Annotated in this window: 33 protein-coding genes; 24 read left to right on the plus strand and 9 right to left on the minus strand. The window is 47.3% G+C overall.

The window, feature by feature from the left end; genetic code table 11:
* The first annotated feature begins 20 nt into the window (after positions 1-20).
* A complete protein-coding gene (locus E7745_RS07830; protein ID WP_107031594.1) occupies positions 21-647 on the plus strand; it encodes an L-threonylcarbamoyladenylate synthase in 627 nt (208 codons plus the stop codon).
* 113 nt (positions 648-760) lie between these two features.
* Complete coding sequence (locus E7745_RS07835; RefSeq protein WP_123398071.1) at positions 761-1,639, plus strand: hypothetical protein; 879 nt, start codon at positions 761-763, stop codon at positions 1,637-1,639.
* 129 nt (positions 1,640-1,768) lie between these two features.
* Here the strand turns inward: E7745_RS07835 and E7745_RS07840 are convergent, their stop codons facing one another.
* From E7745_RS07840 to E7745_RS07860, 5 genes are all read right to left on the minus strand, one after another.
* A complete protein-coding gene (locus tag E7745_RS07840; RefSeq protein ID WP_123398070.1) occupies positions 1,769-2,323 on the minus strand; it encodes a hypothetical protein in 555 nt (184 codons plus the stop codon).
* Between the two features lie 180 nt (positions 2,324-2,503).
* Complete coding sequence (locus E7745_RS07845) at positions 2,504-3,313, minus strand: inositol monophosphatase family protein (protein ID WP_107031597.1); 810 nt, start codon at positions 3,311-3,313, stop codon at positions 2,504-2,506.
* A 221-nt stretch (positions 3,314-3,534) separates the two neighbouring features.
* The gene (locus tag E7745_RS07850; protein WP_136408587.1) at positions 3,535-3,882 is read right to left on the minus strand and encodes a hypothetical protein; all 348 of its coding nucleotides are present in this window, start codon (positions 3,880-3,882) and stop codon (positions 3,535-3,537) included.
* A gap of 110 nt (positions 3,883-3,992) precedes the next feature.
* Entirely contained in the window at positions 3,993-4,199 is a 207-nt protein-coding gene (locus tag E7745_RS07855; protein WP_136408588.1) for a hypothetical protein, read from the minus strand.
* Complete coding sequence (locus tag E7745_RS07860; RefSeq protein WP_137426206.1) at positions 4,196-4,681, minus strand: helix-turn-helix transcriptional regulator; 486 nt, start codon at positions 4,679-4,681, stop codon at positions 4,196-4,198. Before E7745_RS07860 ends, E7745_RS07855 begins: the two co-directional genes overlap by 4 nt.
* 398 nt (positions 4,682-5,079) lie before the next feature.
* On the opposite strand from E7745_RS07860, the gene E7745_RS07865 reads away from it, so the two are divergent.
* From E7745_RS07865 to E7745_RS07975, 22 genes are all read left to right on the plus strand, one after another.
* Complete coding sequence (locus E7745_RS07865) at positions 5,080-5,316, plus strand: hypothetical protein (protein ID WP_136408590.1); 237 nt, start codon at positions 5,080-5,082, stop codon at positions 5,314-5,316.
* A gap of 11 nt (positions 5,317-5,327) precedes the next feature.
* The gene (locus E7745_RS07870; RefSeq protein ID WP_136408591.1) at positions 5,328-5,591 is read left to right on the plus strand and encodes a hypothetical protein; all 264 of its coding nucleotides are present in this window, start codon (positions 5,328-5,330) and stop codon (positions 5,589-5,591) included.
* Between the two features lie 5 nt (positions 5,592-5,596).
* Positions 5,597-5,878, plus strand: a complete 282-nt coding sequence (locus E7745_RS07875) for a hypothetical protein (protein ID WP_123398063.1) — start codon at positions 5,597-5,599, stop codon at positions 5,876-5,878.
* A gap of 10 nt (positions 5,879-5,888) precedes the next feature.
* Complete coding sequence (locus E7745_RS07880; RefSeq protein WP_123398062.1) at positions 5,889-6,137, plus strand: hypothetical protein; 249 nt, start codon at positions 5,889-5,891, stop codon at positions 6,135-6,137.
* A 175-nt stretch (positions 6,138-6,312) separates the two neighbouring features.
* Positions 6,313-7,272, plus strand: coding sequence for a recombinase RecT (locus E7745_RS07885; RefSeq protein ID WP_240740269.1), 960 nt, complete (start codon positions 6,313-6,315; stop codon positions 7,270-7,272).
* A gap of 129 nt (positions 7,273-7,401) precedes the next feature.
* Entirely contained in the window at positions 7,402-8,607 is a 1,206-nt protein-coding gene (locus E7745_RS07890) for a hypothetical protein (RefSeq protein ID WP_123611049.1), read from the plus strand.
* A 2-nt stretch (positions 8,608-8,609) separates the two neighbouring features.
* Positions 8,610-9,272, plus strand: coding sequence for a PD-(D/E)XK nuclease-like domain-containing protein (locus tag E7745_RS07895; RefSeq protein ID WP_123611048.1), 663 nt, complete (start codon positions 8,610-8,612; stop codon positions 9,270-9,272).
* Entirely contained in the window at positions 9,269-10,165 is an 897-nt protein-coding gene (locus E7745_RS07900; RefSeq protein WP_136408592.1) for a phosphoadenosine phosphosulfate reductase family protein, read from the plus strand. Before E7745_RS07895 ends, E7745_RS07900 begins: the two co-directional genes overlap by 4 nt.
* A 7-nt stretch (positions 10,166-10,172) precedes the next feature.
* Complete coding sequence (locus E7745_RS07905; RefSeq protein ID WP_136408593.1) at positions 10,173-11,576, plus strand: DEAD/DEAH box helicase; 1,404 nt, start codon at positions 10,173-10,175, stop codon at positions 11,574-11,576.
* A 167-nt stretch (positions 11,577-11,743) separates the two neighbouring features.
* The gene (locus E7745_RS07915) at positions 11,744-12,025 is read left to right on the plus strand and encodes an HU family DNA-binding protein (RefSeq protein WP_136408595.1); all 282 of its coding nucleotides are present in this window, start codon (positions 11,744-11,746) and stop codon (positions 12,023-12,025) included.
* Positions 12,018-12,932 (plus strand): RNA polymerase subunit sigma, encoded by a 915-nt coding sequence (locus E7745_RS07920; RefSeq protein ID WP_136408596.1) that lies wholly within the window; start codon positions 12,018-12,020, stop codon positions 12,930-12,932. The genes E7745_RS07915 and E7745_RS07920 overlap by 8 nt, the downstream gene beginning before the upstream one ends.
* Positions 12,913-13,290: a DUF1064 domain-containing protein gene (locus E7745_RS07925; RefSeq protein ID WP_338127975.1), complete on the plus strand. Its 378-nt coding sequence runs from the start codon at positions 12,913-12,915 to the stop codon at positions 13,288-13,290. The genes E7745_RS07920 and E7745_RS07925 overlap by 20 nt, the downstream gene beginning before the upstream one ends.
* Positions 13,291-13,301: 11 nt before the next feature.
* Positions 13,302-14,108 (plus strand): DUF4373 domain-containing protein, encoded by an 807-nt coding sequence (locus E7745_RS07930; protein ID WP_136408597.1) that lies wholly within the window; start codon positions 13,302-13,304, stop codon positions 14,106-14,108.
* A 2-nt stretch (positions 14,109-14,110) separates the two neighbouring features.
* Complete coding sequence (locus E7745_RS07935) at positions 14,111-15,004, plus strand: hypothetical protein (protein WP_240740270.1); 894 nt, start codon at positions 14,111-14,113, stop codon at positions 15,002-15,004.
* 14 nt (positions 15,005-15,018) lie between these two features.
* The gene (locus E7745_RS07940) at positions 15,019-15,276 is read left to right on the plus strand and encodes a hypothetical protein (RefSeq protein ID WP_136408598.1); all 258 of its coding nucleotides are present in this window, start codon (positions 15,019-15,021) and stop codon (positions 15,274-15,276) included.
* Between the two features lie 13 nt (positions 15,277-15,289).
* Positions 15,290-15,637, plus strand: a complete 348-nt coding sequence (locus tag E7745_RS07945) for a hypothetical protein (protein WP_136408599.1) — start codon at positions 15,290-15,292, stop codon at positions 15,635-15,637.
* A 7-nt stretch (positions 15,638-15,644) separates the two neighbouring features.
* Entirely contained in the window at positions 15,645-15,887 is a 243-nt protein-coding gene (locus E7745_RS07950; protein ID WP_136408600.1) for a hypothetical protein, read from the plus strand.
* A gap of 4 nt (positions 15,888-15,891) precedes the next feature.
* A complete protein-coding gene (locus E7745_RS07955) occupies positions 15,892-16,440 on the plus strand; it encodes an SAM-dependent methyltransferase (protein ID WP_240740271.1) in 549 nt (182 codons plus the stop codon).
* Positions 16,441-16,442: 2 nt separating this feature from the next.
* A complete protein-coding gene (locus tag E7745_RS07960; protein ID WP_136408601.1) occupies positions 16,443-18,038 on the plus strand; it encodes a DNA cytosine methyltransferase in 1,596 nt (531 codons plus the stop codon).
* A 6-nt stretch (positions 18,039-18,044) separates the two neighbouring features.
* Positions 18,045-18,245, plus strand: a complete 201-nt coding sequence (locus tag E7745_RS07965) for a hypothetical protein (protein ID WP_136408602.1) — start codon at positions 18,045-18,047, stop codon at positions 18,243-18,245.
* A gap of 38 nt (positions 18,246-18,283) precedes the next feature.
* Positions 18,284-18,652: a hypothetical protein gene (locus tag E7745_RS07970; protein ID WP_136408603.1), complete on the plus strand. Its 369-nt coding sequence runs from the start codon at positions 18,284-18,286 to the stop codon at positions 18,650-18,652.
* Positions 18,649-21,345, plus strand: coding sequence for a hypothetical protein (locus E7745_RS07975; protein WP_136408604.1), 2,697 nt, complete (start codon positions 18,649-18,651; stop codon positions 21,343-21,345). Before E7745_RS07970 ends, E7745_RS07975 begins: the two co-directional genes overlap by 4 nt.
* 116 nt (positions 21,346-21,461) lie before the next feature.
* Here E7745_RS07975 and E7745_RS07980 read toward each other — a convergent pair whose 3' ends face one another.
* From E7745_RS07980 to E7745_RS07995, 4 genes are read right to left on the minus strand one after another with little or no spacing between them, the layout of a single operon-like run.
* The gene (locus E7745_RS07980; protein ID WP_123398044.1) at positions 21,462-22,019 is read right to left on the minus strand and encodes a hypothetical protein; all 558 of its coding nucleotides are present in this window, start codon (positions 22,017-22,019) and stop codon (positions 21,462-21,464) included.
* Positions 22,020-22,022: 3 nt separating this feature from the next.
* Entirely contained in the window at positions 22,023-22,535 is a 513-nt protein-coding gene (locus E7745_RS07985) for a hypothetical protein (RefSeq protein ID WP_136408605.1), read from the minus strand.
* A gap of 21 nt (positions 22,536-22,556) precedes the next feature.
* Positions 22,557-23,099, minus strand: coding sequence for a hypothetical protein (locus E7745_RS07990; RefSeq protein ID WP_136408606.1), 543 nt, complete (start codon positions 23,097-23,099; stop codon positions 22,557-22,559).
* 1 nt (position 23,100) lies between these two features.
* Entirely contained in the window at positions 23,101-23,691 is a 591-nt protein-coding gene (locus E7745_RS07995) for a DUF6808 domain-containing protein (protein ID WP_136408607.1), read from the minus strand.
* Positions 23,692-23,698 lie beyond the last annotated feature (7 nt).

Consider the following 23,698-nt stretch of genomic DNA (forward strand, 5'->3'; position numbering starts at 1 on the left):
AAACATTGACAGATATAGATATGAGGACTTTACGAATGTATCCCAGTAGCATCAACGAGCGATATCTCGATGAGGTGGCAGACTGCCTGCGGGCTGGTGGAATTATCATCTATCCGACAGATACGCTCTATGCCGTGGGCTGCGATGCCCTTAACAACGGTGCGATTGAACGGCTCTGCAGGATCAAAGGTGTGAATCCTCAGAAACAGACTCTGTCAGTGGTTTGCGACGGCATTTCTATGGCCAGCGAGTATGCCCGTATCGACAACGAGGCTTTCAGAATTCTGCGCAGGAACCTGCCGGGTGCGTTTACGTTCATACTGCCTGCGGCGACTTCTCTGCCTAAAGTTTTCAAAGGGAGAAAAGAGGTGGGAATCCGTGTGCCTGACAATCAGATAGCTATGGCGATAGCGGCCCGGCTCGGACATCCGATACTTTCATCGTCGCTGAAGGTCGATGACGAAGTGCCTGAATTTGATGCCCAGGAATTGGCCTTGGCTTTCGAGGGGCAGGCAGAGCTGCTGATTGATGACGGCGGAGACGGTGAGAGCCTCTCAGGCGGCATGCCCTTGCCGTCTACGGTGGTCGATCTGACTGACAGTCGCTCACCTGAGATTATCCGTGAGGGTAAGGGAGAACTGCAATAGCAATTTGAGTTTAACTGTTTTTTGAATTTTGAGTTTTTCACGTGCAACTTAAGCGAATTACCCCCGATGAATATGCTGCACTTTTTAAGTCGGTATCACATACATTCAATTCTGTGGAGTTCAGTCAGCTGAACCGTAGCAAATGTGACGATGTGCACTATCTTGCCTTTGCAGATGACAAGGGGAAGATCCGTCTGGGGATCATACTTGGAGAGCGTGGCGGACTATTGCGTTCTCCGTTTTCCGCTCCGTTCGGCGGGATGGAGGAGCGTGGGCCACAGCGCCTGTCATACTATCTTGACGCAGCTGTGGAGCTTAAGGCATATGGACGGGCATGTGGAAAGCCGGTGGCGGTCACTTTGCCTCCGGCCTGTTATGACGGCGACTGTTCCCGTTTCAGCCGTCAGGCTCTCTGCCTGCTGTCGGGCGGCGGGCGGCAGCTTTATGCCGATTTCAATTATCATTATTCGCTCAGTGATTTTTCATTGTTCGATGAGCGTCTGTGGGCCAGCGCGCGGCGCAATCTCTCGGCATCCGTTCGCCGTGGGCTTGAATTCGAGTGTTGCGTTGATCCGACTGATGCCGAGATCGAGGAGATCTACAGCATTATCCGCGTGAATCACGAAAGTCACGGCTATCCTGTGCATATGACTCTGGATGACATTGTGGCGACATCGAAGATCATCAGTATGGATTTCTTTATCGTCAGGAAAGAGGGTAAGGGCATAGCCTCGGCGATTATCTATCATACTTCGCCGGAAACGGTTCAGCTGATCTATTGGGGCGATCTGCCGGAAGGACGTGATTTCCGACCCATGAACTTCCTGTCATACAATATAATCAGGCACTATGCCGAAAGCATCCCGACAAGTGGTGTGCGCTTCTTTGATCTGGGACCGGCTTCATCTGACGGCATTCCAGCCGTAGGACTGTGTGATTTTAAAGAAAGCATCGGCTGCCGGCTGACTCCAAAGATTACCATAGAGATATAAGCTGGCTTCTGAACAGAAAGTATTTATAAATAACATCCGGCAGTCCTGTATGTAAGCAGGCTGCCGGATGTTGTTACACTTATAGATTCTGTAGGAGTTTTTTAAGTAGGAGAGGTGAGAGGTGACGGATTATTCGTCGAATGTCATTTCGTCAAACCCGGCTGCGTCAAATTCGTCTTCATTGAATTCGGTAGACCCGTAGAATTCATCGTCAAGATCTGTCGAGGCTGCGGCCTGAGCGGCTTTTGCGTCAATCTTTGCGTCGAAGTCATCGAGGTCGATAAACTGCGAGGGCGCCTCACCCATAGAGATGGTGCACAGCGGGTCTTTAAGACTCTTTCCGGGGATAGATTTTTTCATTTCAATGAAGAAAGAACGGTCAGTCATGTAGTCAAACACCCACACCATTCTCTGGCCGTCGTCTTCGATAAAGTCGCTGAGCGGGGTATCTTCCATCAGATATACGTCTTCGGAAGAGTCGGAGCCCATGTCTTCAAGGCATATTTCCTGGTTGCGTTCCCATCCGTCATCGCAGAGAAAGAACGAACTGAACTGGCCTTTGTCATAGCCGACAGAGTCACAGATCGCATTGCGGAGGTCGAGGAATGTCGCGTCTGCATCAATTTGGATTTCGCGTTTGAAGTTGTCTGCTTCGTCAGACACAATGCGGAAATTGAATATCATATTGCGGAAGGTATTTTTTTTTATTTTTTTCAGTTTGAGTTACGGGCCGTGAGTGGCAGTCTGAGCTTCTATGCTGCGAAAGTAGTAACTTTTTTTTAAACCGAAAAAAAGTTTGGCGAAAAAAATCTGCGCAGTTTTATTTTGCCGGCTTTTCAGGTGTGTTGGCAGGCGGTTGATGAGTCAGCGCCTGCAGCCGGACGCTGTTGTTGGCCGAGGATTGAGCCGTGACAGAAGCTGGTCATGGATAGCCTGAGGACCGCAGACGAGTGAAATATTGCGGTCTTCGCGGAAACGTGTGCACTTCCCTCCGGCTTCTTCAAGGATCAGTGTAGCGGCATTGACATCCCATTCATGCAGGTTCAGCTCCCAGTATCCGTTAAGAAAGCCGGCGGCTACATAACAGATATCGGACGCTGCCGATCCGAGGCGGCGTATATCTCTGACAAGAGGCATTATGACGGCAAGATTGTCGAGGTTGTTGTCAGGATTTGTATCCTTGTCAACTGGAAAGCCGGTCGAGATCACACAGCGTGAAAGGTGTGATTCGGGAGAGGTGTGGATCGGAATGTCATTTAGGAAAGCACCCTGACCTCTGATTGCATGGAAGAGCTCGCCGGTTGCGGGCAGATATACAACGCCGATTTCAGTCTGTCCGTTATGTTCCACACCGATACTTATAGCCCAGAATGGAATCCCGGCGAAGAAATTGGTGGTTCCGTCAATCGGATCAATCACCCAGCGATAGCCGGCAGAACCGTCAGTTTCGCCTGATTCTTCCGAAAGTATGGCGTGGTCAGGGTATCTGGTCTGGATATAGCTTTTGATGACAGTTTCAGATTGCTTGTCGGCAATGGTGACAATATCGCTGTCGTTTAGCTTGTTGTGCATGCCGATTTCGTGGCTGCAGCGGAAATATTCCATTGCTGTTTCCCCGGCTTTGCGGGCACATTCGATAACATCGGCAAGGGTGGGTCTTGTAGCAGTTTTCATAGTTAAGTAACAATTTAGGGGAGGGCATTTCCGTAGAGATGGCAATCCAAACATATTATTCCATGTTCAAAATAATAGGCGGTAGACTCTGAATGTCAAGAGCCTACCGCCTAATTATCTGGTTATTAGGTTGCTTGCTCAATCTTCGATGGCTGCCTGCGCCGCCAATAGAATTAAGTGATATTGACCCACTTGTCGAGTATGTTGAATTTTTGTTAGATTTAGAATTTACGTCCCATGCGTTTTAAGTCCGTGCAAGCGTCTACAAGGAAGTAGTAAATACCTACGGCGTGCTCGTTAGCGAATGACATTGCCCACTCGCTAAACTTTTGCTCTATCCCGGTCTTGGGGTCGGTGTAATCAGTTTCCCACAGGTCGGCGAGGTCTGCATTTACCTCATTGGGGGTGTTGCCGAGTGCGTCTACCACCTCGGCAGGGTATTCTTCAATCAAACCCTTGCTCCAATCTCCAAACTCGGAGCCGGGATTGAGTAGCAGATACTCAAATGCGGCGTCTTTGAGTTCGTCCATGAGTGGCTCTGTTTCGTTATATGGGTATTCTCTGTTCATATCTTTGCTTGAATTATGCCCAAATTTGGGCGTTAGGAGCGCGTACAATCACTTTCTCCTCTATCGGTGGAGTTTATCATCTGAGCCAACAAAAGCGGCCTATTGGGCCGTTACAGCCCGTATTTGTATTTATCACGTCTATCCAACACTTTGCGCATAGTTTCAAGAGTTTTATGAAGAGCTTCTTCTTGTTCCCATGTTTCGGGAATGAGTTTCTCTCTGAATGCCTCATTTAACGCAACAATACATAGCATCAACTCTCTTTCGTTTTCTTCGTATTGTTCGATTTGAATTCTTAAATCATTTAGTTCACTCATTTGCCACGCTCAATAAGTAAGTCAATCATCTTGTCTTTCGTTCTGGACAGCTCCGCAGTGATTTCTTCATTTTTGACACGAAGTTCCTCAATTTCTTTCTTCATTGATTTACGCTCAGCCTCCCATGCTTTCTTTTCACCTTGCAGGTCTTGAATTTGTTGCTGCAAATTCTTGATTCTCTCTTTAAGAACAGCATCGCCAATTAGCACCTCAGAATCCTCTGCATAAATACCATCAGGAGAAAAGAAGTTGCCTTTTGTAGTTGCCGGTACCATCATGCTACCGATACCCGATTTCACCCATTCAACTGAGAGGTTATGTGCGTGACAAATTTTCCCAATGGTCTTATCGGTAATCTTTTGCTTCCCTTCCAACATCTTTCCGAAGTTGGAGGGGTCTATGTTTGCTTTGCTTGCAAAGGCATTTTGCGTGGCATTAAGCACTGCTATCGCCTCTTTCAAGCGTTCTACCATATCATTCATACCTTGGTATTACTGTTAATAATTATTAAAATTTCACACTTTGTTTGGTAGTACCGTGGTAATACCATATATTTGCAGTGTAATTCTAATGTCGTAGCGTTGTAACTCGCTTAGATTAAGAAGCAAAGATAACAAATTCTACTCAAAAAATACCAAGTAAGATGACAGAAAATTGCTACCTCGTGAAAAAGGTGTCTATCACAGATACTCTGCGAAACATCCCAGTAGGGAAACCTGTACTCTTTGATTGTCGGGAAGCCGGTCCTATGGCTTCAGCTAAAGCGGCTGTAAGTCGATTAAATGGTTCGGCAAACAAAGAGGTATATTCCATTTCAAGCAAAGACAACGGAGCGACTTACGAAATCCTACGTTCAGAATAACTAAAAAAGACATCAATCATGAAAAAAGTAACTATCACTCTCGCACTCGTGGCCGCGCTTCTCACCGGCTGCAAATCTAACAAGGTCGCTCTTGAACAGCTCCGCGCCGATGTGTCGTGGTCGGCTTTCTGTGCCGCTCGTGGCTACGACATCAACGACAACACTTATCCTGTCATCAATGAGTATCTCGATACTTGGTGTGGTTCGGTTGATGAAGAGGCCGCTCTCATCGAAGCAGGAGTAGAACCCTATTAAATCTCACAGCCATGAATAAGACAATTTCAATACTCCGTATCTTGATAATCTTTGCGCTCTGCGGTTTCGCATTCCTGTTTCTCTTCGGCGAAGAGCAGGACGAAAACCTGCTGACATGGACTCTCCGCTTCATCTGCGACAAGGCTCTCGCCATCGGCGCATGCTTTGTTATCGCCCGGCTCTACAAACGTTGGAGTAAGATTGACCCTTGGTTTATCGCATACGACAAAATGTGTGACGAGGTGATGGACAAACCTAACCCATCTCAACTCTAATATCAATGCCTCCAACAGTACACATACAATTCTCTGACAGGCTCGTCAGCTATGAAACATTCATGACCGACCTTACAGCACGGTTGGCACGAGTGATTAAGAGCGATGCAGCCGACCCGGAGTATATCTCCCAACGCACGGCCTATTCAATCTTCGGACGCAAGAATGTTGACCGTTGGAGGCGCACAGGAAAGGTAAAGCCCTCCAAACGTCCGGGCAAGGTTGAATACTGCATGGCAGACCTACGCCTCCTTCAGAGAACAGAACAGGATTACCTCAACCAATAAGACAGATACAATGGATTACGCAATATACAAGACCAATGACGGCAAGAATCCTCGTGTTATTTACCGCTTCACGCAGGAGGCTTGCAATCACAGGGCGAAACTCGCCGCGAAAGCGAAACTCAATGAAATGTGGCTACGCGTTACCGACAGGCTTGACTATTTCCAGAATGCCGAAGGAAATGACAACGAGTTTTCCTATGACCACCCCACAAGCATAAATACATCAGAGCGGATACGCTTTTACATAGCAAAGCTCTGACGGCTCAGCCTCTCGGTGTGTCGGTCGCACTACAGATTTTGGTTCTGTCGGAGGGGGTTCGATTCCCTCAGAGGCTACAAGTAGCGGTAGTTGCTACATGATTGATAACCTCGGAGGCTGCGCTGTCAGCCTAAGCCAAAGTGCAGCCTCCATTTTTCAATCAAGCAATCCGCAAATGTTTAACAATTTAACTCCATCAATCATGGGCAACCTACAACTGACGGTTGAGGAAATCAACCAACTCAAGCCGCTCGAAATAGTCGAGCATCCTGTCGTGCGTGAGCGCTTCATATTTATCTACGACAAACTTTGGGGCAACGGTGAAGCCGCTTATGAGCGTGAAAGTATCTACTTCAACAAGGCTCTCCGCGACAACGACAAGGGCAAACTGCAACGCGCCACACCGTTCAGCATCTTCACGGCATTCATTGACCTTGCCGTGTGTGGCCTCTCACTTGAACCCGGCACACGCGCACTCGCATACCTCATGGGGCGTAACGTCAATGTCGGCACCAAAGAAAGACCTCAATGGGAGGGTCGCTGCGTCCTCACCGTGTCGGCCTACGGCGAACTTGTGATGCGTACTCGTGACGGTCAAATACGTCATGCCGACAATCCTGTACTCGTCTACGACAATGACGAATTTTCATTCAAGGACATTGACGGTCGCAAATCTGTGTCTTACACCTGTAACCTACCTCACACCGGCCACAACATCATTGCTTGCTACCTGCGTATCACTCGCGCCGATAGTTCTATCGACTACTCAGTGATGTACCCCGAAGATTGGTGCCGCCTCGCCGGTTACTCGCAGAAGCAGAACCGAGGTGTCGCCAACGAACTCTACGGCATGGACGCTAACGGTGTTGTCCACATCGACCCCGGCTTCCTCATGGCCAAGTGTATCAAACACGCTTTCAAGTCTTACCCGAAAGTGCGCATCGGTCGCGGCACCGAACTACAATCACAACAGGTAGACGAACCGGCTCAGCTTTCCGATGAGGAAATCTACGGAGTAGACCCCGACACCGGCGAAGTCCTCGACAATGCTCCCGAACCTGCGCCTCAGCCATTCGGTAACAACGAGCCTCCACAGGGCGTAACTGTAAACACTGATGATGAGGAAGGCTTCTGAAAGCAACATCAAGCCTTGCAGTGGGTGTCCGCTTGTGCGTAACACTCTCAACGGACACTATTGCACTCGGCTTGGTATCATCACCGAATACGCTAAAACAAAACCGTGTAACCCATAAATATATCAATCATGGCAGATAACACCCAAGCATTAACAATCTTCGAGCAGAAAAACGTGCAGACCCTTGCCGAACTCGCTCCACAGTCGTACCGCGAGAACCAATTATCTCATACCCGGTGCCTTGAAGTAGGCAGCGCCCTGTTGCTCCGGGTAAAAAAGGAGGGCATGACAGACGCTCTCGATATAGAGATAGCCAAGTTCATCGAAAAAGCAAAGCTGACCGTCAAGAAGATGAACGGCAAGCGCACTCCTGTTACGCAGCTCTTTGACCAAATCCGTAAGGTCTACACCTCAATGGAGAATGATGTAGACCCCACCAAAGCAGACTCAATCCCCAATCAACTGCAAGCCCACCGCAATGCCTATGCCAAGAAAAAGCATGAGGAGGAGGATCGCCGCCGCCGCGAAGATGCCGCTCGACAGGCAAAGGAGAATGCCAAAATTCGCTATCGCGCTGATGTCAATGACGACTATGTAAGCCAGTTCAACGCTCTTGTCAATAAGAGCATCAACGAGCTTACCGACATGGATAAGCAGATAAGCCTCGACAATTACGAGATTGTCTACGATGGCATCAAGAATTTCAGTTGCGAACTTCCTGCAACATGGTGTCAGACGGTAATAAGCGGCGCACATCGTCCTGTCGAACTTACCCCGGACGAATGCCGCGCTATACAAGCCAACGTGATGGCCGGCCTCGTCAATCGCTTCAAGGAGCAATTCCCTTTTGAGGTGCAAAGCATACGCGATGATATTCTCGACCGTATGCCCTCAAAGAAAAAGGAGCTTGAGCGCATCGCCAAATCGTCAGCCGAGGAAGCCGCCCGCATCAAGGCCGAAATGGAGGCTAAGGAACGCGCTGAGGCCGCTCGTAAGGAAAAGGAACGCGCTGAGCGAGAGAAACAGGAAGCCGCTGAAAAGCAGCTTGCCGCAAAGAAACAGGAAATGGACGGTCTTTTCGGCGCACAGGTCGCTACACCTGTGGCATATCAGCCTAAGACACAGGTTAAGAAAAAGGTGGTTATCAATTCTGCCGAGGACATCATGAAGATTGTTGCTTTTTGGTGGTCACAAGAGGGCTGCACAAAGACCTTAGAAGAACTCTGCAAGGAGTTTAAGAAGCAAATCACCTTTGCCAATACCGCCGCAAACTCCAAAGACAACGCTATGTTCATCGCTGATGTCCAATACGAGGACGAGGTTAAAGCCAAGTAACCATGAGCCAAAACCCGGACGCATATTACAGCCGTACAGAGGTCAGCAACTCTGACCTCACGGCTCTAAAGAACCTCTTACACCCAGTGCCTATGCCGCCGGGTGTAAAGGAGGCCGCGTTTCGCTTCGGCAATCTCGTGGACGCGATAATCACCGAGCCGGAGCGAGTGAACTACTACCAACTGACGGTAGATGATGAGCAATACACCGATGATGAGTTTCGCCATGCAAAGGAAATGTATCGCTCCCTGCGTATGACTGCTCGGCATGACCCCTTTCTCGCAAAGGTGTTGGCTGAAGCCGAAACACAGCGCTACATGGTCAATCAAGCACAGCCGTTTGAGTATGGTGGCTTCCCTTTCACGCTCGATACGCGCTGTAAGTGGGATTGGTGGCTTGACCTCTACAAATTTGGTGGCGACCTCAAAACCTGTTCAGCCGCAACCCAAAAAGAATTTGATGATGCCGTTGATTTCTTCGATTGGGACAGGAGCCGCGCATGGTACATGGACATCGCACATTCCGACTGCGATTTCATCTATGCCATCAGCAAAAAGAACTGCAACGTATTTACCACACGCATACGCAGGGACGACCCGGTGTATCTCCGTGGCAGAGATAAGTATCTTGAATTAGCATTTCAATATTGGTGCCTCGCATTATGAATAAAGTAAAAGTTATAGTTCAGTTCTCTGGAGGAAAGGACTCACAAGCCTGTCTAATAAAAGCTTGTGAAGACTTCGGGGCTAATAACGTCACGGCTGTTTTCTGTGATACCAGGTGGGAGCATGAGCAAACATATTCTCATGTAAAGGAGGTAGCATCTAAACTTGGTGTCGACCTTATAATACTCAAAAATGAGTCTGTTGATGGTATGTACGGATTGTGCAAACGAATGAAATGGTTTCCCGATTCGCAAAATCGCATGTGTACTGTGCAATTAAAAATATGGCCAATGATAGACTGGATTCTTGAACAAAATAAGCATCTTGTCATAATTCAAGGTATCCGTGCAAAAGAAAGCGCAGAACGAGCAAAATTTAATGTTGAGTGCTCGTATTTCAGTGAATATTTTGATGACACCCACAAAAAACGCTTGTATAGGAAGCGAGATGTAAAAGAGTGGTGCAAAACTCACGATGCATCAGTTTTACGCCCTATCTTTCATTGGACTGCTCAACAAGTTATCGACTACATTCTGTCTCATGGTCAACGCCCGAATCCCTTATACGAACGCGGAGCGTCAAGGGTTGGCTGTTTCCCTTGCATTTTTGCGAGACTGAGCGAAATAAAAATAGTTGCACGCGATGAACGATACAAACAACGTGTGATAGACCTTGAAAATGAAGTGAACCTATCACGCGATAAAGGTAAAGAGGCATCATTCTTCTGCAAAGGGAAAATCCCAGCAAGGTTCTGCATTCAGAATAGTAATGGAGCACCAACATTCGCAGAGATTTCTGATTATGTACTTCGGAATGAAAACCAACCGACACTATGGGACGATACTGAGCCAATAATGTCTTGTGTGTCCTTGTATCATGGACTGTGTGAATAATAACAATATGAAAGAGTTAAAACATAACCTCCGAGTAGAGCCATACGAGTACCAACGTGAGGGTATTCTGTTCGGCCTCGAACGTCACCGCCTGTTAATTGGTGACGAGCCGGGGCTTGGTAAGACGTTGCAGTCTATCGGCATTGTCGATACTGCCTCAGCTTACCCCTGTTTGGTAATCTGCCCCTCCTCGCTGAAAATAAATTGGCAGCGTGAGTTTGAGAAGTTCACCGACAAAAAGGCTCTTGTGCTTGACAATGCCACTCGCACATCGTGGCCGTATCTCCTCGGCATGGGTATGTTCCATGTTGCTATTGTCAATTATGAGAGTCTGAAAAAGTTCTTTGTGTGGGACATCAAGGGCGGCAAGACATTCACGCTCAAAGATGTTGTATTCAACCGCGACATCAACATCTTCAAGTCCGTTATCATGGACGAGTCGCACCGGCTCAAAGACCCCACGGCACAGCAAACAATGTTCACTCGTGGCATTGTCGAGGGTAAGGAGTGGCGCATATTGCTCTCCGGCACCCCGGTTGTCAATCACGCGCAAGACCTCGTTGCACAACTCGCCATCATGGGGCGACTGCTCTCTGACTTCGGTAGCCGTGGCAAATTCCTTGCCGACTACGGAGAGAATGAAAATCTATCCGAGTTGTCCGACAAACTGTATGATACCTGTATGATACGGCGAGAGAAAGCAAAGGTGCTGACGCAGCTCCCCGACAAAACGCGAACCGACCTCTACGTTGAAATATCCAACCGCGATGAATACGACCTCGCTGCCGCCGACCTCGCCGCCTATCTGCGCGAATACACCAAGTGTACCGACCGCGACATCCGGCGCAAAATGCGCATGGAGGCTCTGGTAAAGTTCATGACCCTGCGCTCCCTCGCTTCCAAAGGTAAGGTAAAACAGGCAACAGACTTTATACGCAATTTCCTTGCCAATGGCAAGCCTTTGATTGTGTTCTGCTCACTCAAAGAGATTGTCAAGGCTTTGCAAAAGCAATTCCCCGATGCCGTCCGTGTCACCGGCGATGATAGCCTTGCCGAGAAACAGGCTGCTGTCGATGCGTTTCAGTCCGGCGAAGCTCAGTTGATAATCTGCTCCATCAAAGCTGCCGGTGTCGGTCTGACACTCACAGCGTCCTCTAATGTGGCCTTTGTGGAATTTCCGTGGACGTATGCCGATTGCTGTCAGTGCGAAGACCGCGCCCACCGCATCAGCCAAAAGAATAACGTGAACTGCTATTACCTCATCGGGCGCAGTACCATTGACCCGGTTCTCTACAATATCATTCATAAAAAGCGGAGCATCGCCAATCAGATAATGGCATCCGATGATGATATACCGACCGACAAGATGTATTTCGATGAACTTGTAAAATCTTTCCTCGACTATGGTTGAAATCAGCAATTCAGATATTGAGCGCATAATGTCCTGCCTCGATATTGCCATAGAGCATTACAAGTCATTGAACGGTCTGCGCAACAGCACCCACGCTTGGGCAATAGGCCAACTTAAAGATAAAATAAATCGAAAACTTAAAAAACAACATTCAAAATCGACTAATCATGACAAAGAATGACATCGCAGTTGAACTCTGTAAGCGTATCCCTGACCTGCCGAAATCTACGGCTCTCCATGTCGTAGACGGTGTGACCGACATTCTCGCTGACGCTTTCGACCGTGGCGAAAACGTCTATCTCCGTGGCTTCGGTACGATGGAAGTCAAAACCACAAAGAAGAAAAAGGCGCGTAACATCAACGCTGGTACTACGGTTGTAGTTCCGGCACAGCGCATTGTGAAATTCAAACTCAGTAATCAACTCAAAAATCGCATGAACAATGATTGACTCAAGAAAAACGGAAATCCGCTATATAACGGATGACCCCAAAAAGATGCTCGGTAAATGGGTCGCTCGTCGCGCCCTAAAAACGTGGACCGAGGACTTCGTAGATGAGAGTAGCGGCAAAGTTGTATCCATAGAACGGAACGAAATTCTGCTTGAACGTGGCACCTATATCAGCCAAGACGTTCTCTGTACAATCAATTTCATGATACAAGAGGGTTCTCTTAAAGAAGTAGAGGTTTCTAATCAGAACCGGCAGGGTATGTTACTTGAGAACCGTTCACTGTTACCATTCAAAGCTGTGGCTAAGATTGACGGAAAACGCAAGTCATTCCTTCTATATGCTAATTCTATTGCCAATGCATTGGTGATTATGGTGGACTTCATAGAGCTAAACTATAAAGGCGGTTTTGAAATTTCGGATATCAAAGAAATGGATTATTGTGTGGTTATTATAGACCGCCTTAAATCCGCTGAAGCTCGTAGATACGAAATTGATGCTGCATATCTGAAAGGTGATATTTCAATGGAAGATTTTGTTGAGGCAACCTGCGACAATATTTCTAAAGGAAATCCCGATGATGAGCAGCAGGACGATGATAAAAAGGAAACAAAGAAATTCTATCAGATTGGTGCTCATGTTATCCTCCATGATGACAAAGAAGGCGACATAGAAGAAGACCACACATTCATCGTTCAGACAGTTTCCGCTGTCCGTGCTAATATGCTTATCGAAAAATGGCTTCGCGACAAGCAGGAGGAGCGTTTCATGGAGTCCTTGAAACACCCAGAACGGACTTTTGTTAAGTATAAGATAAACTCATTTATTGAAGAGTCAAAGATAATCCCTATCGGCTGTTTTATCCCTGTTGACTTTTCAAAAGTTTACAATGACAGCTATGACGATTGACGAATTTAAGGCATTGCGCGTTGCACCGGCCACAAAAAAACGCAACAAGTATGGTGCAAAGAAGTCCGGCGGCTACGACTCCAAAAAGGAACATAGCAGAGCCAACGAACTGAAGCTGATGCAACGCGCCGGCCTTATCTCTAATCTCCGTGAGCAAGTAAAGTATGTGCTTATCCCTGCGCAACGCGACACCGCCGGCAACCTCTTGGAAAGGGAGTGTTCCTACTATGCCGATTTTGTCTACAACACAGACGGCAAGACCGTTGTCGAGGACACAAAGGGAGTCCGCACAAAAGAGTATAAAATCAAACGAAAATTGATGCTCTATGTCCACGGAATATCAATCGTAGAAATTTAATCAATACGGCTATGGCACGAATAGCAAAATCGGGGCTTGAGTATTTCCCCTTTGATATAGACTTCTTTCAAGACATACGCATTCGCAAGTTAATCAAGCGTCAAGGTGGTAAAGCTGTCACAGTATATGCTCTCCTGCTCTGTCTTATCTACAAGAATGGGTACTTCATGCAGTGGGACGATGAGTTGCCTTTCATTGGCTCGGAAATGTCGGGCTTTGAGGAGGCTTATGTATTGGAGGTTATTAAAACCTGCCTGACGTTGGGGTTATTCGATAAAAATATGTATGACACGGAACAGGTCTTAACATCTAAGGGTATTCAAGTGCGCTATTGCAATATTCAGCGCCTCAACAAACGTATGAGCCGGATTGATAAATACTCTTTGTTGGACGAGCCTCAGCAAAGGACTACAGCAAGCAAACCTAAAACGAAACAGCCAAAAGCGGCGAAGCCGGTCACACCACAGGCACCTGCGCAGGTTACACCCGTGCCTCCGGCTCCGACCAAAACCAATAATACGGAGTGGCTTCATGAGTTTTTTGCCAATGGGCAGAGTGAAAACTTACAAATGCTTTGCAAGAACTTCGGATTAGGTTATGGCGAGATAGGTATATTGCGCTCATTGGCAGAGGCTGTCGTAGCTGAATGGGAGCTGTCAAAAACTCAACATAGAGATTACAGCGATTGGTCGCGTCACCTTATATCGGCCATGAGGATTAAAAACCGCGACACAGCATCAAATACAAATAACCAACCCTCAACACCTGCTCCGACTGATTACACATTTGGCGGTGGGTTTGGAGGCCAAGACGTTTGATTATGTTACAGAAGATTGGAGATAGTTTGCCGGATTGGATAACGCAACAAAACGCATATCGTCAAGAACGAGAGGAGCGTGAGTTGCAAGCCAAGATGGAGCAAGACCACGCCCGCCGCATGGCCGCTGAGCCTAAAACCGAGGAGGAGCGCCAACGCGCCGAACTCGCACGGATTGGTGTGTCGGCTGTTGATAACGTGATTAGACGTGTCATGAATGATGTGCGAAAAGCAGAACAGAAACGGCAGCTTCTTGAAATCCCGGAGGTGTATAAAGCCCACTCTCGTCTGCTTTTGCAGATAGCAAACAAGGTTCTTGCTTACCAACATCGTGAGTTTGTGATTGATGATAACAACCGTGACGTACTGCGCTTTCTCCTGCTGTATTTCAACAATTGTCCTTTGGCTGAGGAGGTCTTTCCGGGTCGTGGGTACAAGTTGCACAAACACATTATGCTTCACGGCAATGTCGGCACCGGCAAAACCCTGTTGATGGAGATATTCTCTGAATACCTGCGCTACACCGAAAACCCGAACTTCTTCCACAACCTGTCGGTCACGCAAATGATAAACTACTATACTTTGCACAACAACCTCGACCGATACACATTCAATGAGGAGGAAAACAAGGGCTTCCAATGTAAGCCGGTTAATATCTGCCTCAACGACATCGGGGTTCAGACTACCACCTTTTACGGCATGGATACAAAGGTGCTGACCGATGAATTTCTCCATGCACGAAATGAAATTTGGTCGCAGTTCCACCTCAAGGCACACGTCACTACCAATCTTTCTATTGAGCAGCTCAAAGAAAAGTATAAGGACGGCTTCGGGCGACTGATTGACCGCTTCAAAACATACAACGTAATACCCATCGGTGGCAAAAGCCGAAGATAAAATAATAGTAAAATATGAATGACGAAACTCTGAACACCGCTATCGACATCAAAAAGCAGATAGCGTATGTAGAAAAAATCTTAGCAAATATTGAGAGAGGCAAATTTGTCGAAATCATGTTTGCCAATGCCGGATGTTGCTGCGCATCCTCATGCTGTGAACTACTCACTGACGAGGAAGTAGACAGGTATAGAAAGGATATTGCAGAAGCTGTCCGCATCAAGGCACAGGCTCGGCTCGAAGCTCTCCAAACTGAATACAACAACCTCTAAAATAATATCAACAATGACAGCAATTATAACTATCGCCATCATATTGGCACTCTTTCTCGGTGTGGCTATTGTAATAGCCATGCGCAAACACTATGCCGCAGAACGTCTGCGCTTAAAGGTCAAGAGCCTCAACGCAAAAATACAGGGCTATCGTGGCTCAGCTAACGATTGCTTTGCACTATACAGCGTTAAGCGCATCGACAATGTAGAATGTAAGTATCATGGCTATTGGGCTGTGTGTCGCTCCTCTATCTGCGAGGGTGGCCTTTATCAAACCTGCATCAAGGTGTTCACTGATGAAGATGATGACTTCAATAAACGTGAGGCCGAGGAGCTGAGTGAAATGCTTAACTCAAAATAAATACGGCATGGACAGCAAAATGACTCCCGAATACAAGGTTATCAGTGAACAGGTTGAGAAAATTATAAAAGGGTCTAATCTTCCCGAAGTGCAGAAATATTCGCTGTTGGCCGGTTGCATGACTAAGGTCGCCCATGAATATAACGGTACTAATTTCGAGGCTATAAAAGTAAAGCTCGCTCTCGTTAGCAAGACTATGTTGAACGCGGTGGAGAAAGCAGAACAAATCTTCGGTAAATTCAAAAAATAACATTATGCAAAAGAAAAAATGTGAAATGAGTGTGCATAAACCAATCCTTGACGCTTGCTGTGGTGGCAAGATGTTCTACTTCGACAAGAACGACCCTCATGTTCTGTTCCAAGACATTCGCGAGGTTAAAACAACCCTTTGCGATGGACGGAAGTTTGAAGTCAAACCCGATGTGCAAGCCGACTTCACGAGTATGCCATATCCCGACAATCATTTCAGAATGGTAGTATTTGACCCTCCGCATCTATTACGGAATGTCGGTAAGTCCAAAATGGCAGATATGTACGGAAGCCTCAATGAGAAAGCTCAGCCAACAGGTTATCAGCATATCAAGTATGGCGCACTTTATTCTGATTGGCGAGATATGTTAAGAAGAGGCTTTGCAGAATGTTTCCGAGTGCTTATGCCCGGAGGTTTCCTAATCTTCAAATGGAATGAAACCGATATTAGGGTGTCCGAAGTTTTGAAACTTACCGACCAAAAGCCAATCTTCGGGCATATATCCGGCAAACGAGCAAACACCCATTGGATTTGCTTTATGAAAGGGATATAACGATGAAGCAACTATTATACATCGACCTATTCTGCGGTGCCGGCGGTACATCTACAGGTGTCAATAGCGCACGACTGCATGATGAGCCGTGTGCAGATGTAATCGCTTGTGTCAATCATGATGCAAAGGCGATAGCCTCTCATGCATCAAATCACCCGGAGGCTCTTCACTTCACGGAGGACATAAGAACACTTGAACTTTCCCCGTTGGTTGAGCATCTGAAAAGATGCAGAGAACAGAACCCCGATGCGCTGATAGTCCTTTGGGCATCGCTCGAATGCACGAATTTCAGCAAGGCAAAGGGTGGTCAGCCACGTGATGCGGACAGCCGGACACTCGCAGAACATCTTTTCCGCTATATTGAAGCGATAGAGCCGGACTACATTCAGATTGAGAACGTGGAAGAGTTTATGAGCTGGGGCGACATGGACGAGAACGGAAAGCCTATCTCAATGGATAAGGGGAAGAGTTATACCCGTTGGGTACGCAATGTAAAGCGTTACGGGTACAAGTTCGACCACCGTATTTTGAACGCTGCCGACTATGGGGCATACACAAGCCGCAAACGCTTTTTTGGCATCTTCGCAAAGAACGGATTGCCTATTGTGTTCCCTGCTCCTACGCACTGCAAGGATGGCTCAACTACGCTATTCGGGAACTTGAAGAAGTGGAAGCCCGTAAAGGAGGTGCTGGACTTCGAGGACGAGGGAAATACCATTTTCCGTGAGAAGCCTCTTTCGGAAAAGACTTTGGAGCGAATTTACGCAGGTCTGATTAAGTTTGTCGCTGGGGGCAAGGATGCTTTCCTTGTCAAATACAACTCAATGAGTCGGACGGGAAAATACAACGCACCTGGTATTGATGAGCCTTGCCCAACGGTAGCGACACAAAACAGGCTCGGAGTTGCACAGGTGTCTTTTCTGTCAAAACAATACAGCGGACATCCCGAAAGCAAGAACAGCTCCGTAAACGAGCCAGCAGGAACGATAACGACAATAGACCACCATGCGTTTATATCGGCATACTACGGAAATGGGCATAACCATTCTGTTGAAAGCCCCTCTCCTACGGTAACAACGAAAGACCGCCTTGCGCTTATTCAGTCGGAGCAGTTCATTGATATGCAGTACGGGAACGGTACGGCAGCTTCCGTTGAAGTTCCGGCAAACACGCTAACTACTAATCCGAAATTCAACCTTGTAACAGTGAAACGGCACTACCTGATGAACCCTCAATACAATAATGTCGGTGGCTCGGTTGAAAAGCCATGTTTCACCCTAATAGCAAGAATGGATAAAATGCCGCCTTATCTTGTCACAGCGGAAAAGGGCGAGGTGTTTATTGAGGTCTATTCAACCGATAGCCCAATGACAGCTAAAATCAAGGAATTTATGGCTCTCTACGGCATTGTTGACATCAAGATGCGTATGCTGAAAATTCCCGAACTGAAAAAGATTATGGGCTTTCCCGAAGACTATGTGCTGGTCGGGACACAAGCAGACCAAAAGAAATTCATCGGCAATGCCGTTGAGGTTACAATCGCACGTGCATGGTGTGAGGCTCTATGCAGAGAAATAGAAAAACATCTTAAAAAGTAGCATAATATGGACAAACGAGTATTCTTTGAAAAGGTAGCCCTCATGCGTGAGGCTCAAAAAGACTTTTTCCGAACACGGTCAAATGACGCTCTGCGCAAATCTAAGGCTCTTGAAGCCGAGATTGACCACGAGATTGAGCGTGTGCGCGATATGGGTTACACTCAACAGAAACCCAAAGAGCGAAATCTATTCTCTCCCACAACTTAAAGTGGGCGTACCAATCATTAAAACTAATTTTGCCAATTATGAAAAGTATATTGCCCAACTCACGCAAGCACGACATATCATTCCATGCCTCCGGCAAGATTGATATATCAGCACACATCGCCCGGAAGCTGTCACTCGCTCCCGGCGATGTTATAGACATCGTGCAGGAGTATGGCGAAATGTATCTATATGTCAAACTCCGCTCCGGCAACTATGTCGGCCGGCACGATGGACGAGTGTGGGCAACTGCTAACGGTAAGGGAACTTTCCGCACCTGCTCAAAAGCTTTGGCTACTGCTATGCTTGTGGCCGCAGGTGTTAATGGCAGACTGCGCTGTCCTTGCGGAACGGAGATTGAACGCGACAACACCAAGTACATAACAATCATATACCGTTGCTCATTATGATTAAAGATATTAAATACAACGGCTACACGGCTCAACCGTCCGACTACGAATGTTCGGACGGTCAGCTTACTACTTCGCTCAATCTCATCAGCGAGGACAGCCAATTGAAGCCACTTCTGCAACCGATACCAACATCTATTGGCCTGTCTGCTTCTCAAAAGGCTGTCTACATTCACGGAACATCGGCATACAAGCACTATATCCTTTTGGAAGGAAAAACGGTTAGTTGGCTCGACAACTCAACCTATGGAGATACGGCCTCAACACCAACTGTCCTACGCTCTTTCTCCGGGGTTGATATTTATCAGTTCAGTTCTATTGGTAATACCTTGCTCATTCTCTGTTCTGACGGTATGCACTATTTCCTTTGGAAAGGTGACACGTCCGGCTATTTGTATCTCGGCACTTCCATGCCCGAATGTTCACTTTCGTTTGGTTTGCAAGGTGAAATGAAACGAACAGACGAGTTTACCATAAACTACAGCATACACAAGAACAATATCTATTCTGAGTTTGACGATACTCAGAAAACCAATATCACCAATCAAGTCTTAGCCAAGATAAACAAATTCATTGCTGAGGAGTCTACACAGAAAGGCAAATTCATATATCCTTTCTTCGTAAGATATGCGTATCGCCTGTATGACGGTTCTCTGACCCGGCATTCAGCACCTATCCTTATGATATGTAGCTCCGAGAATACACCTCGTGTATTTTGGTTCAATCTTCATGGAAAAGACGACACATATACAAGTGCTGTTCTTCGTGTCGTTGCTCCTGTGCATACTCTCGACTACGCACTTAAATCCGACTTAAACTCGCTTAAAAATTGGAGCGACATTATTAAGTCGGTGGATATATTCATTTCCAAACCTATCTATACATACGACCAAAACGGACAATGCGAAAAATTTATCAATGGCGGTGAGGATTTATCGAGCTTCAGCGTCTGCAAGCATACGAACCAAGCGGCAAGTACATCTACATATCCACTCCGTTACCAACTCAACAATTTTGGAAAACTCTATGCATTTACTTTTACCCCTAATAACCTTTCTTTGCGACCCGGAGGCGTGTTGGTGACTCCCAAGCGTAGTGCAGACGCAGTTAAGGAAGATATACGCAGTTGTTCGCAATTCTATTTCCTGCATAGCATACGTGTTGAGGAACTTAAAACAGAACGTACCATTATACCGGTTAAGGAGGACTATCTACAATCGCTTGTAACTCGTGAGGTAATGACTGACGATTACGACAGCCACGATAAAATAATACCGCATCAAGCGTTTGCCTACAACTCTCGCCTTAATCTCTCAGGTGTAAAAAAGCAGTTGTTTCAAGGTTTCGATGGTTTTTCTTTATTCAATTATTCGGACGGATATGTTGCTCATTGGTCCGATGCGCCACCAACAACTATTGATAGAACTGTCGGTGTATTGGTGGCCGTCTACATCAAGCAAGACGGCAAGGACATCATTGTATATGGCACCTCCGGCTCTTGTGGGCATGAGGCTCCGTTACTGTTCTTTTATTATCCGAATGTCAATGCGTATAAGGCGGTGATTATCCGTACAGATTATTTCGATATGGCGCACCTTGTTGTCCCGTTGGAGCCTCACGGCTTTCTCAATGGCTCGTTCTACTTCGGAGGTTGGGACGAACCTGCCGGAGTTTCACAAGGTAGACCGCCGCAATCATCAATTGCAGACCGCACTATTGAAGTGTTCAATAAGGTCTATACGTCCGAGGTGAATAATCCGTATATCTTCCCGTTGCTCGGCATAAACACCGTGGGCACCGGGCGCATTATGGCAATATCGACAGCGGCCAAAGCTCTCTCTGAGGGTCAGTTCGGACAATTCCCACTATACGCCTTTACCGATGAAGGCGTTTGGGCTTTGGAAGTATCATCTACCGGCTCATATTCCGCTCGACAGCCTATTACGCGCGATGTTATTCTTGAAAATACTGAGCCTCTACAAATGGATAGTGCGGTTCTCTTTGCAACCGACCGAGGCATTATGCTTATATCCGGCTCACAGACTCAATGTATAACCGATGTAATCAATGCGGAGGAACCGTTCAACGTCCTGCAACTTCCCGGCATGGATAAATTACACTCCATGCTTGGCCATGATGCAGACACTTGTCTGCCGACTGCTCCCTTCTTGGATTTTATTTCCGAATGTGGTATGCTCTATGACTATGTGCATCAACGTGTGATTGTCTATAATCCCAATTACACTTACGCATACGTCTACTCTCTAAAATCGAAGGAATGGGGCATGATGTATTCCACTATTGAGGCCGGTATAAATTCTTATCCGGAGGCATTGGCAGTAGACCATAATGGGGCGCTGTTGAATTTCTCGGCCATGCAAGGAGTGGAAACAAAAGGTTTGCTCGTTACCCGTCCGCTCAAACTCGAAACACCCGACATTCTCAAAACAATGGACACAGTAATTCAGCGAGGACACTTTCAGAAAGGCAATGTGCAAGCCGTCCTCTATGGCTCTCGCGACCTCTACAATTGGCACTTGGTATGGTCGAGCAAAGACCATTTCTTGCGCGGCTTCCGTGGCACACCTTACAAGTATTTCCGTATCGCGTGTGTCACTTCGCTGTCAGCAACAGAGAGCCTGTTCGGAGCCTCGCTGCAGTTTACTCCACGTCAGACCAATCAACCAAGATAACATAGGTTTTATTTTAGGTAGAAAAGATTGTTATTAACAAGAGAGCCGGGGCGCGTGATGCGTCTCGGCTCTCGTCCTTGTCGGGATAGTTCCGGGTTGCCCCGGCAAGTAATACGTTAGAATGGGTGCGAGGGTCGCCTCAGCACTCCTGTACGGCTGTTCTTGATGCTGTTGACTTCCTCCTGCGCCTCCAACGCTTTTTCAAGCCAGTTACGCGCAGCTTCGGGGTGCGTGATGCTCAACCAATCATATATCACACGAGCTACCATAAACTCATGGATTAGTTTGTTGAGCAGGTGCAGGGTGGTTCGTGACATCGTGGCCGGCACTTTCATGACGATTTCGTAATCTTCGGGTGTCCACATTCGGTCACAGATAACTTCGTCGTCAATCGGCTCCTGCTTTGTGTAGGGATAAAGCATTTCAACGGCTGCGGCATGAACGACCCCTAAAATGCGGTTCACCCTATCGACATTGCCCTCCTCACCGATTTCAACGAGGGTGTGCTGTGCGTGTTGGTTTTCCTCGCCCCACACATGCCCCTCGATATAGGCATAATTCTTTATGTCGTAAAGCAACTGCGCACGATGAAACACCAACGTCACATTCTTTGTGACCTTGCTGTCCCCAGCATCTGAATTATAGCAGTCCTCGCTGCAACCGATATGATACATGGCTTAATCGTTATAAGTGGGACGTGTTGGCCTTTCGCGCTTGTACAGGGCTTGCTTGGCTCGGTCGAGTGCATCGGTGGCAAGGTTGGAGTAGTTCTGCGCGTCATTCGGGGAGGTGATTACAAACCACTCCGAAAGAGTGCGGTCTACAATATACTCGTGGAGCATACCGCCAAGGCTGTCACATGCCGAGTTGTTGAAATTTGAGGGGAGCAAGAAAACAAGCTGTAGCTTTCCTCCGTCCTCGACCGTCTTGTTTATGCGGTTATTGGAGGTAGAACCGTCCTCATGCAAATACTCTCCGAGTTCCACTTTCAGATGGGAGAAAGCATTGCTGATGGCACGGAGTATCTGATAAGCGTGTTCATCGTCCTCACTCGCTTGCATATACGCAGTGGCACGGTAGTCCTTGCCTTCTGCGTTTCGCGCTTGGCCTGTAAGATGCGACTTATTCATCACGTCAAACTTGATTTCTTTCGACTCAAGCGTTACTGTAATGGTCTTTTTCTGTTCCATTGTGATGTATTATTTATTAGTTTAATCATCGTAGGTGGGACGTGTCGGCTTTTTCTTATACACGGCCTTGCGGTGAATATCGTCAAGGAGGGTGCTTGCTTTGTCAGCATAATCACCGGCTTCTCCTTTGTTTGTGTAGACGTACCACTTGGCTACTATGCTCTGCACGAAATAACTGAACAGGCTGAGTCGCATACTCGGCAACAGAGCCTCGTCAAAGGATTTAGACACATCAAGCCTCAATTCGTAATGCTGCCTTTGCAAAATGGGAGGAAGTGCGGCAGAATTGGGGGCTATGGGGTCTACAGGGAGAACAGGGTCTACAGGTGGTGTGACGATAGCATCACGCACCATTCCCTCAAAAGTGACAAGGCCGATAAGCTCTTGGCAGATGTCCGCTCGGCTCTCCTCCCAAAATCTTTCAAGGTGGTTCTCGTCCTCATCAACAGTAGATATGCGGTGCAGTGCGTTTTCGTCATTGTCCATCTTGCCGCCTGTGTAGGCGGTGGTGACTGCAATCTCCTGCATCACATCTTCCTTATTGATTGATAGTGTTATCTCCATGTCAAAAACTGATTATTGAATAAGTTACTCCGACACCTATATACGGCTGAAAGCCCTTTGCCCCATAGCCATAACCGGCTGTTATTCCTATGTGCCAACGCTTGGGAGGCTTCCATTCTCGCTTGGTGATAATTGTTGTTGGTGCAAATACTCTGATGCTGTCGAGCCGTGGGTCTACCGGGCCGCTCACCCATGCTTCATAAGTGCTGTCGGCATAGTGTCGTTGTGTTATCGGAAGTTCCACGATTGCGCTGTCTTGGCTACATCGGGGTTCGCCTCCGGCGCCGGCGCCATAAACGGTAGAGTGAATTATGCTGTCCTCACAAATACTGTCCTTGTCGCCACGTTGTCGAGGTTCGCCTCCTACACCTCCACCGAGGAAACGATATGTCGGTAGAGTATAACGGTGTGTGCCTAACGCCAACTCTGACTGCGGCATCGGTGCGTAGTACGGAATGGTGTCCACGGTCGTTTCCTTTGTTTCCGTCACGGTGCCGGGCGGCTTCTCCGTGCGGTCTTTGCCGATGATGAACCCGGCAAGGAATGCTGTCAGTCCTGCAAGTGCTAACAGGATATAGTGTTTCGTTTTCATGACTTGT

The organism is Duncaniella sp. C9, assembly GCF_004803935.1.
GTDB lineage: Bacteria > Bacteroidota > Bacteroidia > Bacteroidales > Muribaculaceae > Duncaniella > Duncaniella muris.

Bases quoted from the DNA above. Each gene is read 5' to 3' on its own strand.
- E7745_RS07970 (WP_136408603.1), top strand. From the start codon at position 18,284: ATGAAAAGTATATTGCCCAACTCACGCAAGCACGACATATCATTCCAT.
- E7745_RS07880 (WP_123398062.1), top strand. From the start codon at position 5,889: ATGGATTACGCAATATACAAGACCAATGACGGCAAGAATCCTCGTGTT.
- E7745_RS07850 (WP_136408587.1), bottom strand. From the start codon at position 3,882: ATGAACAGAGAATACCCATATAACGAAACAGAGCCACTCATGGACGAA.
- E7745_RS07930 (WP_136408597.1), top strand. From the start codon at position 13,302: ATGGCACGAATAGCAAAATCGGGGCTTGAGTATTTCCCCTTTGATATA.
- E7745_RS07990 (WP_136408606.1), bottom strand. From the start codon at position 23,099: ATGGAGATAACACTATCAATCAATAAGGAAGATGTGATGCAGGAGATT.
- E7745_RS07905 (WP_136408593.1), top strand. From the start codon at position 10,173: ATGAAAGAGTTAAAACATAACCTCCGAGTAGAGCCATACGAGTACCAA.
- E7745_RS07965 (WP_136408602.1), top strand. From the start codon at position 18,045: ATGGACAAACGAGTATTCTTTGAAAAGGTAGCCCTCATGCGTGAGGCT.
- E7745_RS07915 (WP_136408595.1), top strand. From the start codon at position 11,744: ATGACAAAGAATGACATCGCAGTTGAACTCTGTAAGCGTATCCCTGAC.
- E7745_RS07920 (WP_136408596.1), top strand. From the start codon at position 12,018: ATGATTGACTCAAGAAAAACGGAAATCCGCTATATAACGGATGACCCC.
- E7745_RS07870 (WP_136408591.1), top strand. From the start codon at position 5,328: ATGAATAAGACAATTTCAATACTCCGTATCTTGATAATCTTTGCGCTC.
- E7745_RS07985 (WP_136408605.1), bottom strand. From the start codon at position 22,535: ATGGAACAGAAAAAGACCATTACAGTAACGCTTGAGTCGAAAGAAATC.
- E7745_RS07860 (WP_137426206.1), bottom strand. From the start codon at position 4,681: ATGAATGATATGGTAGAACGCTTGAAAGAGGCGATAGCAGTGCTTAAT.
- E7745_RS07950 (WP_136408600.1), top strand. From the start codon at position 15,645: ATGGACAGCAAAATGACTCCCGAATACAAGGTTATCAGTGAACAGGTT.
- E7745_RS07960 (WP_136408601.1), top strand. From the start codon at position 16,443: ATGAAGCAACTATTATACATCGACCTATTCTGCGGTGCCGGCGGTACA.
- E7745_RS07935 (WP_240740270.1), top strand. From the start codon at position 14,111: ATGTTACAGAAGATTGGAGATAGTTTGCCGGATTGGATAACGCAACAA.
- E7745_RS07955 (WP_240740271.1), top strand. From the start codon at position 15,892: ATGCAAAAGAAAAAATGTGAAATGAGTGTGCATAAACCAATCCTTGAC.
- E7745_RS07840 (WP_123398070.1), bottom strand. From the start codon at position 2,323: ATGATATTCAATTTCCGCATTGTGTCTGACGAAGCAGACAACTTCAAA.
- E7745_RS07945 (WP_136408599.1), top strand. From the start codon at position 15,290: ATGACAGCAATTATAACTATCGCCATCATATTGGCACTCTTTCTCGGT.
- E7745_RS07890 (WP_123611049.1), top strand. From the start codon at position 7,402: ATGGCAGATAACACCCAAGCATTAACAATCTTCGAGCAGAAAAACGTG.
- E7745_RS07980 (WP_123398044.1), bottom strand. From the start codon at position 22,019: ATGTATCATATCGGTTGCAGCGAGGACTGCTATAATTCAGATGCTGGG.
- E7745_RS07925 (WP_338127975.1), top strand. From the start codon at position 12,913: ATGACAGCTATGACGATTGACGAATTTAAGGCATTGCGCGTTGCACCG.
- E7745_RS07845 (WP_107031597.1), bottom strand. From the start codon at position 3,313: ATGAAAACTGCTACAAGACCCACCCTTGCCGATGTTATCGAATGTGCC.
- E7745_RS07940 (WP_136408598.1), top strand. From the start codon at position 15,019: ATGAATGACGAAACTCTGAACACCGCTATCGACATCAAAAAGCAGATA.
- E7745_RS07865 (WP_136408590.1), top strand. From the start codon at position 5,080: ATGAAAAAAGTAACTATCACTCTCGCACTCGTGGCCGCGCTTCTCACC.
- E7745_RS07885 (WP_240740269.1), top strand. From the start codon at position 6,313: ATGTTTAACAATTTAACTCCATCAATCATGGGCAACCTACAACTGACG.
- E7745_RS07875 (WP_123398063.1), top strand. From the start codon at position 5,597: ATGCCTCCAACAGTACACATACAATTCTCTGACAGGCTCGTCAGCTAT.
- E7745_RS07900 (WP_136408592.1), top strand. From the start codon at position 9,269: ATGAATAAAGTAAAAGTTATAGTTCAGTTCTCTGGAGGAAAGGACTCA.
- E7745_RS07830 (WP_107031594.1), top strand. From the start codon at position 21: ATGAGGACTTTACGAATGTATCCCAGTAGCATCAACGAGCGATATCTC.
- E7745_RS07855 (WP_136408588.1), bottom strand. From the start codon at position 4,199: ATGAGTGAACTAAATGATTTAAGAATTCAAATCGAACAATACGAAGAA.
- E7745_RS07995 (WP_136408607.1), bottom strand. From the start codon at position 23,691: ATGAAAACGAAACACTATATCCTGTTAGCACTTGCAGGACTGACAGCA.
- E7745_RS07975 (WP_136408604.1), top strand. From the start codon at position 18,649: ATGATTAAAGATATTAAATACAACGGCTACACGGCTCAACCGTCCGAC.
- E7745_RS07895 (WP_123611048.1), top strand. From the start codon at position 8,610: ATGAGCCAAAACCCGGACGCATATTACAGCCGTACAGAGGTCAGCAAC.